Here is an 8102-nt window from a genome sequence, read left to right on the forward strand (position 1 = left end):
TTTTCTTGGCTGAGCCGGTAGCCACTAAATCTGCCCATAATAGGAAAGGTAGGCCGTCATTCAGTCTACTACCCACCGCCTTTCCATACCTTATGCTTGAACTCCACTGCCACACCACCTTTTCTGACGGGACCCTCACACCACAAAAACTGGTGGAACGGGCTGCGGCCAAAGGTGTTAAAGCGTTGGCGATTACCGATCACGATACAATTTCTGGGTGGACTGAAGCCCGTTCAGCGGCTCAATCCTACGACTTGGAAATAGTTCCTGGTATTGAACTCAGTACGACATATAACGAGCGTTCTATGCATATTCTGGGGTTTTACCCAGATCCACAAAAGCTAGCAACACCCTTAAGCGAGCGTATTCAGGGCCGTCATCGCCGGGCTCAGAAAATGGTAGATAAGCTGGCTGAGTTAGGCTTTCCCATTGCATTACCACCGATGCCGGGCACCATGGCCCCTGGTCGCCCCCATATCGCTAATGCACTGCTGGCAGCGGGCCATGTGACATCTCAACAAGAAGCCTTCCAGCGGTTTATCGGCGATCATGGTCCGGCCTATGTCCCCTACGAAAAATTTACTGCTCAAGAAGGGATAGAGTTGCTAAGAAGCTGTGGTGCTGTGCCTGTGTGGGCCCACCCCTATTTGTTTAGAGGTGGTATTGTAGAAGAGGTATTGCCAGAATTGGTTAAGGCAGGTCTGATGGGTGTGGAAGTGTATCACCCACAGCACAGCATTAGTGAAGAGCGGGTTCTCGAAGAACTTTGTGCACAGTACGACTTACTCATGACTGGCGGTAGTGATTACCATGGACCTCAACCCAAGCCCAAGGCTGGTGCCATTGATCTCAACGGATTGCATCTTTCCTTGGAGCTGTTAGATGGGGTGAAGCAAGCAGCAGCAAAGCTGGATAAAGAGTAAAGCGGTGGAAAGTAAAGGGATAAAGAGTGACTCTTGACTTTCTACTCTTTACCCTTCACTGCATCATTCATTAAACTGTAGCCGCTTCCTCTACTATACGAGGATTCCAACGAGAACGTTGTTCCTCAATGTGCATATTTTCACTATTTTTCTTTAAATGGCGAGGGCTGCTCTCAAAGGCTAGAGATGAGGGTAAGGCATCTGCACCATATTCTGTTTGAATAAATGTGTTGACCTCTTTATAGGAAGGGGAGAATCCATCATCTGGTCCAACGGAATTAATGGAGAGATACTTTCTAAGAGACGTTGAAAACATGCCAGTGCCATCATCAAAGAAGCGCTCAGTGGTCTCACCATACTGAGCATAGGGATAAAATGCGATGTCTGTTGGAGCTTGAGTAGCAACCCAAGAAACATAGGCCCAATACTCACTAAATGTGCCAAAACCATTGGCTGAACGCATCATTAGGGAGAGCCAGTGATCGGTCGATGTGTAATGATAATTGATGCGCTGGGCAAATGTTTTGAGGTGTTCTTGCTTAAACCACATGTGATGGGGGATAAACGTGCCAGTTTCGTCTGTCAGTGGTGTTACACCTAACACGTTGCGAATCCAGGTATCCCATTTGCCAACAATGGCAGGATTGCCATATTTGTTGTGTTGTAGCAGTGCAAAGGTATGTTCTAAGGTCGTATCCTCACCACGAAATGCAGGCCAGGTTGCGGCTGGGAGTAGATCACTGTCCCACACTAGATACCATTCGCTGAGATTAGAGATGCCTTCAAAGGCCCCTAGTTTCAGAAGCTGCTGATAAAACCAGCCAGGGTTATACAAAGACTTGCCTAAATTAAGCTCTTCACAGATGACAGTTTTGGTCAGCCCACTTGCCTGGAAAAAGATTTCTTCGTTGTGAATATGGATCGGGGCTGTTTTCCAGCCTTGAGACTTTTCCTGGAGACTAGCTACTTCTGTAGGTAGGGTGATGATATGTATTGAGCGAGGCTGATAATGATGGGTGAGCCCTTCCATGACCGCCCGTGTATTCCATCGAGTACGAAAGAGGGGGATGACAATATCAAAAGGTGGGTGTGCCATAGGTTCTCAAAGCATTGGGATTAACTGGACGCGATCGCGACCTCCTAAATAGAGGCCACGACCGTTGTTTTATACTAATCTCCTAGAATCATTTAAACAGGAGATAGCAGTTCAGTTGGTTCTGTAGAATGGGCTTTGACAGTTTCCATCAGGCTGTGGCCCACTGTAGATGGATCTTCGAGGCCAACATCGCTGCAAAGTGGATCGATGCCAACTCCCTGACGTGGATAGTCTTGGCAGATCTCACGATAGGTGCTGATCGCTTCGTATAGCTCATCTTGAGTCATGGAGTTGAGATAACCACATTTACCAACCCCACCCTTGGGTAGGGGCGCGGCTAAGTTGCCGCCCCGTTTCTGAACAATCTTTTCTTGAGAAGCCCAGAGAGTGTCGTTATTAAGTAGTACGTCATTCCAAAGACTTAACCCAAAGGAACTGATCAGGCGAAGAATCCGGTGGAACTCATCAGCTGTGATCCAGCTGTCGCGGTAGCTTAGATACGCGCCAAAGCCCATGCCAATGGCTACAGCATGCCCGTGCAACAAGCCAGCCTCAATTTCGAAACCGGGTGACCAAGTGTGGCCGTAGGCGTGGGGACGACACTGGTGAGTCTCATAAAGGTTATCGTACTCAGCTTCAACGTAGCTTCTGAGGGCGGCACCCAGAATTTTTTGAGAAAGAGTGCTAATATCAGCGCCAGGCTCACAGTTGAGAGTCCCAAAGCGAGTCTCAATCAATTCAGGGCCAGCCTGTTCTAGATACTCAAACAGCTCAATATTCTTGACGGTTGCCATTTTGATGATCTCGGCAATACCGTGGCGCAACCACCCTTCCCGCAATGTCTTAAAGAACGAGCGATCGGTTAGGGAGAGCACAGGTGCATGGTAGGCTCCAAAGAGATTCTTATAACCAAATCCATCGCAGCAAGTGCGAGGAGAAGGACCTGCATCAATGCCTGCCACAATGGACGTGGAAAGCATGACATAGGGAGTGTTGCGGTGGTAAAGGGCACAGGCCAACCCACCAGTGTCAGTCAAAACACCACCACCAATGATAAGTACAGGTTCGTTACGGCAGACGCCAATCATTTTGAAATCGCCAAGCATACGTTCCACGGTATGAATACCCTTATCCACTTCCATGGCCCGGTAAACTAGTTTCTCCAGGTGAATGCCGTGGTGCTTGAAATACTTCTCGATTTGCTCCCCGTAGTAATTTTCGACATTTTGGTCGACCATGCAAACGCATCGCCCATGGGCAATATACATGTCTCTTAAAACTGTTTCCTGGGGGTCTAAACAGTTTTCGACTACACGAATTGACGTGAATGTCCGTGATGTCATGACCGCTTCGATGATCTGATCGTCATCGGTGCTGACCACAGAGGCCTGACTCTCACGGTAGCTAGACGTTGGATAAACCGCGTGGGGATTTTCGTCAACCAAATGTGCGGCCAGGTCTTGATAGAAATTTCTGTCAGCGCTTCGCAGCAGACGCTCTAATAGCTTACTACCCCCTAAATTTGACTGGTGTACTCGGTCTGCGAATGTACTCCACTCCTCCCCAGCTGTTTGATCAAAGGCAGAAATTACTTCTGCCAACAGTCCAAAAAATCGACTAATGGAGAAGTTTAGGCAACTGCGTAAACTGCGACAGGCTGATAAACCTGCGATCGCACCTGCTGCTTCAAACTCTTTGCCCAGTTCTTCGGAGAAGGCGGGACTATTGACCAATGCGAGAATTAAACTTCTAAAAACCTCGCCACAGCAAACAGCTTCAATGGCATCGTCCAAATTTTGGTACGCCAAAGGCTCACTGTCGTATGCCGAGATAAACGCTTTAACAGCTGGGGGGGTATTTGCCATTGTTGTTCCGAGAAAATAGCAACCGCAATATAACAAACTTTACAGTATCAGACAAAACCACAAAAAACTTAGTGGAACTGCCCAAACCAATAATTTCCCCGACAAACTTTGGGTAAGTAGCTTAGGCTACATCAAACAAGATGATTTTTAGGTTATGAAACAGAAAAAACAATATTTTATCTGCTTGTAGAATAAATGAAAGACCCGTTGGCGAAGTGTATGTGGTGCTTTCAATTCTGAGTATAACCACATTGTTGTGTAGTTAGTCTGTCAGCTAGAAGACTTTTTTGTATTAATCAATGGATTGACATGTGTATTCGTATACTGTTTTGTTGCCCTTTTTGTTAGTATGTAAGCAATCATATTTAGTTTTTCTATGGCAATAGCCGCCTCATTTGTCATGAATTGATGTTTTATAGTATTTTATGGCGTCTTTTAGTCTGAATCTGTAACTATCTAAGTTAGGGGAGGTATGTTGCGATCTCGGTAAGATTTTCCCATCGCTGTCATGATGATCAAAGCATTTGGTGTTAGTCAATTTTTGCCGACGGGGCATCCTGATTGTTTTGCTGAGTGTTTCCTCAATGAGTTAACTCCTGGTCAGCGAGATTTGCAGGTGCAGGTGCGTGCCGTATCTGTGAACCCCATTGATTGTAAGATGCGTGCCTCTGTGCAGGGGCGGTTGATCACCCCTAAGATTTTAGGTTGGGATGTGGCGGGTGTGGTGACTGCTGTAGGTGAGCGGGTGACGTTGTTCAAGCCTGGAGATGACGTTTACTACGCCGGTAGTATTGCACGACAGGGATGTAACAGCGAATATCATTTGGTGGATGAGCGAATTGTGGGTCATAAGCCCAGGAGCTTGTCCTTTGAGGAATCTGCCGCGCTGCCGCTAACGACCATTACTGCCTGGGAATCTCTTTTTGAACGTTTAAATATTTCTCCTGAACCTCGCAGTAGTGATGCAACTCTTTTAATTATTGGTGGCGCAGGTGGGGTGGGCTCTATGGCCATCCAGCTGGCAAAGTACGCTGGTTTACGGGTGATTGCGACGGCTTCCAGAGATGTGTCAAGAAAGTGGTGTATGCAGTTGGGAGCATCCCACTGTGTTAATCATCATGAAAACTTGCGTGTCCAGCTTGAAAGACTTGAGATTACTGCCGTTGACTATATCCTCTGTCTTAATGACACAAACCACTATTGGCAGGTGATGGCTGATGTGATTAAACCTCAAGGTAGTATTTGTGCTGTTGTTTCGGCCAAAGAACCCCCTGATCTCAATCTATTAAAGAATAAGAGTGTTACGTTCGCCTGGGAATTTATGTTCACTAAGGCTCTACATGAAACTAATAATATGATTAGTCAGCATCAATTGCTTAATCAAGTCGCAAAGTTGATAGATCAGGGGATTGTTAAAAGCACAATGACAGAGCATCTGGGGCCTCTTAGTACTGCTACTCTAGCTCGGGCTCACGAGCGTTTAGAGTCTGGAAAAATGATTGGGAAATTGACGCTTTCAGGTTTTGAAATTTAGGAGAACATTGAATTGGGGAAAATAAATTGAATAACCTTTATGCATCTTTAGGGGTCACAAGTCCACTTAGTGCTGCTGCTACAATAAAGCGAGGACGCAAGTTCCTTGCTTTAGCTGAAGAAGAACGTGATGGGCGACTGTCTTTTGAAAAGCTCTCACTCTCACTTTCACTAGCTTGTGTAGAGGCTAATTTGTTGTCATGTGAGTAAGGGCTAGATACGGAGGGACGATGAGTGTTTTTCCAATAACCGATAGTAGTGTTTTTGAGCCGGTCAGCAGTGATAGATGCAATAGCTTTAGAAAAACGATAGCCAAAATCACTTTCCTGTACTATCCGCTTCTCTATATCACTTCTAGATATCGCTAGTATTAGTGACTCGCTACTAGCTTCAACAGTTGCGGAAGGAACCATGTTAGTGAGGAAAGACATCTCCCCCACTACTGATCGGACTTCGATATTAGCAACTTCACTAGCTTCGAGATATTTTGAATAAACCCTAAAGTTTCCGCTGATTACTATAAATAGATGAGAAAGATGTTTCTGCTCATCAATGAGGATCTCTCCTGATTTTAGCTGTCTCTTTTCTCCTACTTTTGATAGCCATGCTAAGTCACCTTCATTTAAGGTGTTGCTTAAATTTTGAAGTGATTTGTATATAGTTCTTTGTGAACTATTACCTGAACCTAAACTGCGAAATTTATAAACTAGTTCTTTTTGCTTATATTGATGCGAATATTTTCTTACTAATAATGTAAAAACTACGAGTAAGGTGATGTATATGCCAAATTTAGAGGGACGCCCATCTGTTACTAACATCGCAAAGAGTAGAACAGCCATTGGTTGAGCAATATCCCTAATTACTTTGATGTTTTTCATCGGTTTATGCCTTAACCAGGCCCACTATAGTATGGATTCTGTGACTAGTTTCTCTCTATCTTATAAAAGAATTCCCTCTAAGCACCACGTCGATCAACGTAACTTACTCACAATCTCATCATTTTTATTGGTTTTTTTTCATATCTATGAAGATGCTTCGAATGTTTATTATTGAGCGAGTCAATATGCGAGCACCAATTGTGAGCCATAATAAGTAGTCAGATGTAACTATGACAATACATGCGTAACGATTAACGCTCCAAATATCCTTGGGGCACATAATAAGGCTAGAAAAATTTTCTTGAAGTATTAGTTGACCAATTAAATCTGGGAGTTGCAAAAGTAGACATAAAGCAATTGCTTCTCGAACTTCTTCGGTAACTTGGCTCCAAAGTCTTTGACCCATTAGGCAAGTGCCTAAAATATTAATGGGGTCCCACAGTATGAGAAGCAGACGTTTGAAGCTATAGCTTAGAATTGTTTGTCGGGAACTAACGCCTTGATCCTCGTCCGAAGAACGGCTGAGGCCTTCTCGATTCTGTGTGGTCATTGTGACGAATTTCTCTCATAGCTAATTCGGTGCAGAAAGAAGAAATAGATGCATCTGACGTGTGAAACGCCTTTAACCTAAAGAATCAGAAGGACTTCCTTCGACTCATTAAGAACTCTAGCCAGTATTTACTACTAACACTCGTGCTACTTTTTTGTCACTTCGACTTAAGTCTGGTTCGAAGTTCAATACAAGTTGTCTTGTTGTTTTTGATTTTTCAATATGCTCAGGTACTTGAACTTTTTGTTGTTAAAAAATGTCATCTTGAAGCTATCAGAGGTTAGTCTGAGTAATAAGAGCTTTTCTCACCACACTGTGGATTCTTAAGAGAAGCTGCTGGGATATGATTTTAAGGACATATGTCATTTGCTTTGTTAAGAAACTATCTATTTCTATTTATTAGTGCAATGCATCGGTGTGTGTATGTGATAACTATCACTGTAAATCGATACTTTACAGGTGACTATTCAAAAGAATCTTAGTCCGTCGGCAATGCGATATTGACCGGCAAGTTTCCTTGATTGTGGAGTTGACTCAAAGTTTTGAGATTTTAGCTGCTCCGTTTATTGGATTTTAGCTGGCAAGAAAGAGGCCGCTCTCGGTACAGATGCCATCTAAAGGACGGTCCCAGCGGTTTTTAGGAATCTCGGGCAGGCGAGCAAACTCAAATACAATGCCGATTGTCGTTTTGCCTTGCCAGCTGGTTTGGCTGAGCATGCGGTCATAAAATCCTCCGCCATAGCCTAAGCGGTATCCTCTGACATCGCAGGCGACGGCTGGGACCAAAATTACATCTACCCGGCGAGGATCTACCACAGGTGATGTTGGATCAGGTTCGGTGATGCCGTAGGTGCCGGAGCGTAATGGCCAGCCACAGGTGGGAAACCATCGATGCCAAATCAGTTCTTTGCCCTGACAGCGTGGGAGTCCCCAAGATCGCTGTTGAGCCAGCAAGCTTCCCAGGTCTGGCTCATTACGAAAGCTACAGTAAGCCAATATTGTGCGCGCGTTTTGCAAGGTTGGCCATTGGGCTAAATGGGTGCAAATGCGATCGCACTTTTGCTGCCACACCTGGGGTGGCATTGCCTGGCGTGCCTTTAGTAGAGACCGACGCATTTGGGCTTTCTGGTCTTGAATTTTGGCAATTGCTGTTGACTTATAGGTCTCTGACATCATTGCATTGAACCGATTAGGTGCCGTTATGGTACATCAGAGGAGGGGGGTGGGGAGTGGGGGATAGGCGGTTTTCGCGATAGC

Annotated in this window: 6 protein-coding genes; 2 read left to right on the plus strand and 4 right to left on the minus strand. The window is 45.1% G+C overall.

Features of this window, described 5'->3' with window-relative positions; genetic code table 11:
• Positions 1–92: 92 nt before the first annotated feature.
• Positions 93–923, plus strand: a complete 831-nt coding sequence (locus tag DXZ20_RS19685; protein WP_163699993.1) for a PHP domain-containing protein — start codon at positions 93–95, stop codon at positions 921–923.
• A gap of 70 nt (positions 924–993) precedes the next feature.
• On the opposite strand, the gene DXZ20_RS19690 is transcribed toward DXZ20_RS19685, so the two are convergent.
• On the minus strand, positions 994–2019 hold the full coding sequence (locus DXZ20_RS19690) for a DUF6492 family protein (protein ID WP_163699996.1): 1026 nt from the start codon (positions 2017–2019) through the stop codon (positions 994–996).
• A 92-nt stretch (positions 2020–2111) separates the two neighbouring features.
• Positions 2112–3884, minus strand: a complete 1773-nt coding sequence (locus DXZ20_RS19695) for a sedoheptulose 7-phosphate cyclase (RefSeq protein WP_163699998.1) — start codon at positions 3882–3884, stop codon at positions 2112–2114.
• A 508-nt stretch (positions 3885–4392) separates the two neighbouring features.
• Between DXZ20_RS19695 and DXZ20_RS19700 the strand changes: the two genes are divergently transcribed.
• The gene (locus tag DXZ20_RS19700) at positions 4393–5418 is read left to right on the plus strand and encodes a zinc-binding alcohol dehydrogenase family protein (RefSeq protein WP_250565841.1); all 1026 of its coding nucleotides are present in this window, start codon (positions 4393–4395) and stop codon (positions 5416–5418) included.
• Between the two features lie 37 nt (positions 5419–5455).
• Here the strand turns inward: DXZ20_RS19700 and DXZ20_RS19705 are convergent, their stop codons facing one another.
• Both DXZ20_RS19705 and DXZ20_RS19710 read right to left on the minus strand, forming a co-directional pair.
• Positions 5456–6295: a cyclic nucleotide-binding domain-containing protein gene (locus DXZ20_RS19705; protein WP_163700000.1), complete on the minus strand. Its 840-nt coding sequence runs from the start codon at positions 6293–6295 to the stop codon at positions 5456–5458.
• A gap of 1123 nt (positions 6296–7418) precedes the next feature.
• The gene (locus DXZ20_RS19710) at positions 7419–8021 is read right to left on the minus strand and encodes a 5-formyltetrahydrofolate cyclo-ligase (RefSeq protein ID WP_163700002.1); all 603 of its coding nucleotides are present in this window, start codon (positions 8019–8021) and stop codon (positions 7419–7421) included.
• Between the last annotated feature and the right edge of the window lie 81 nt (positions 8022–8102).

Origin of the sequence: Adonisia turfae CCMR0081, assembly GCF_011009555.1 — a bacterium.
Classification (GTDB): domain Bacteria; phylum Cyanobacteriota; class Cyanobacteriia; order Phormidesmidales; family Phormidesmidaceae; genus Leptothoe; species Leptothoe turfae.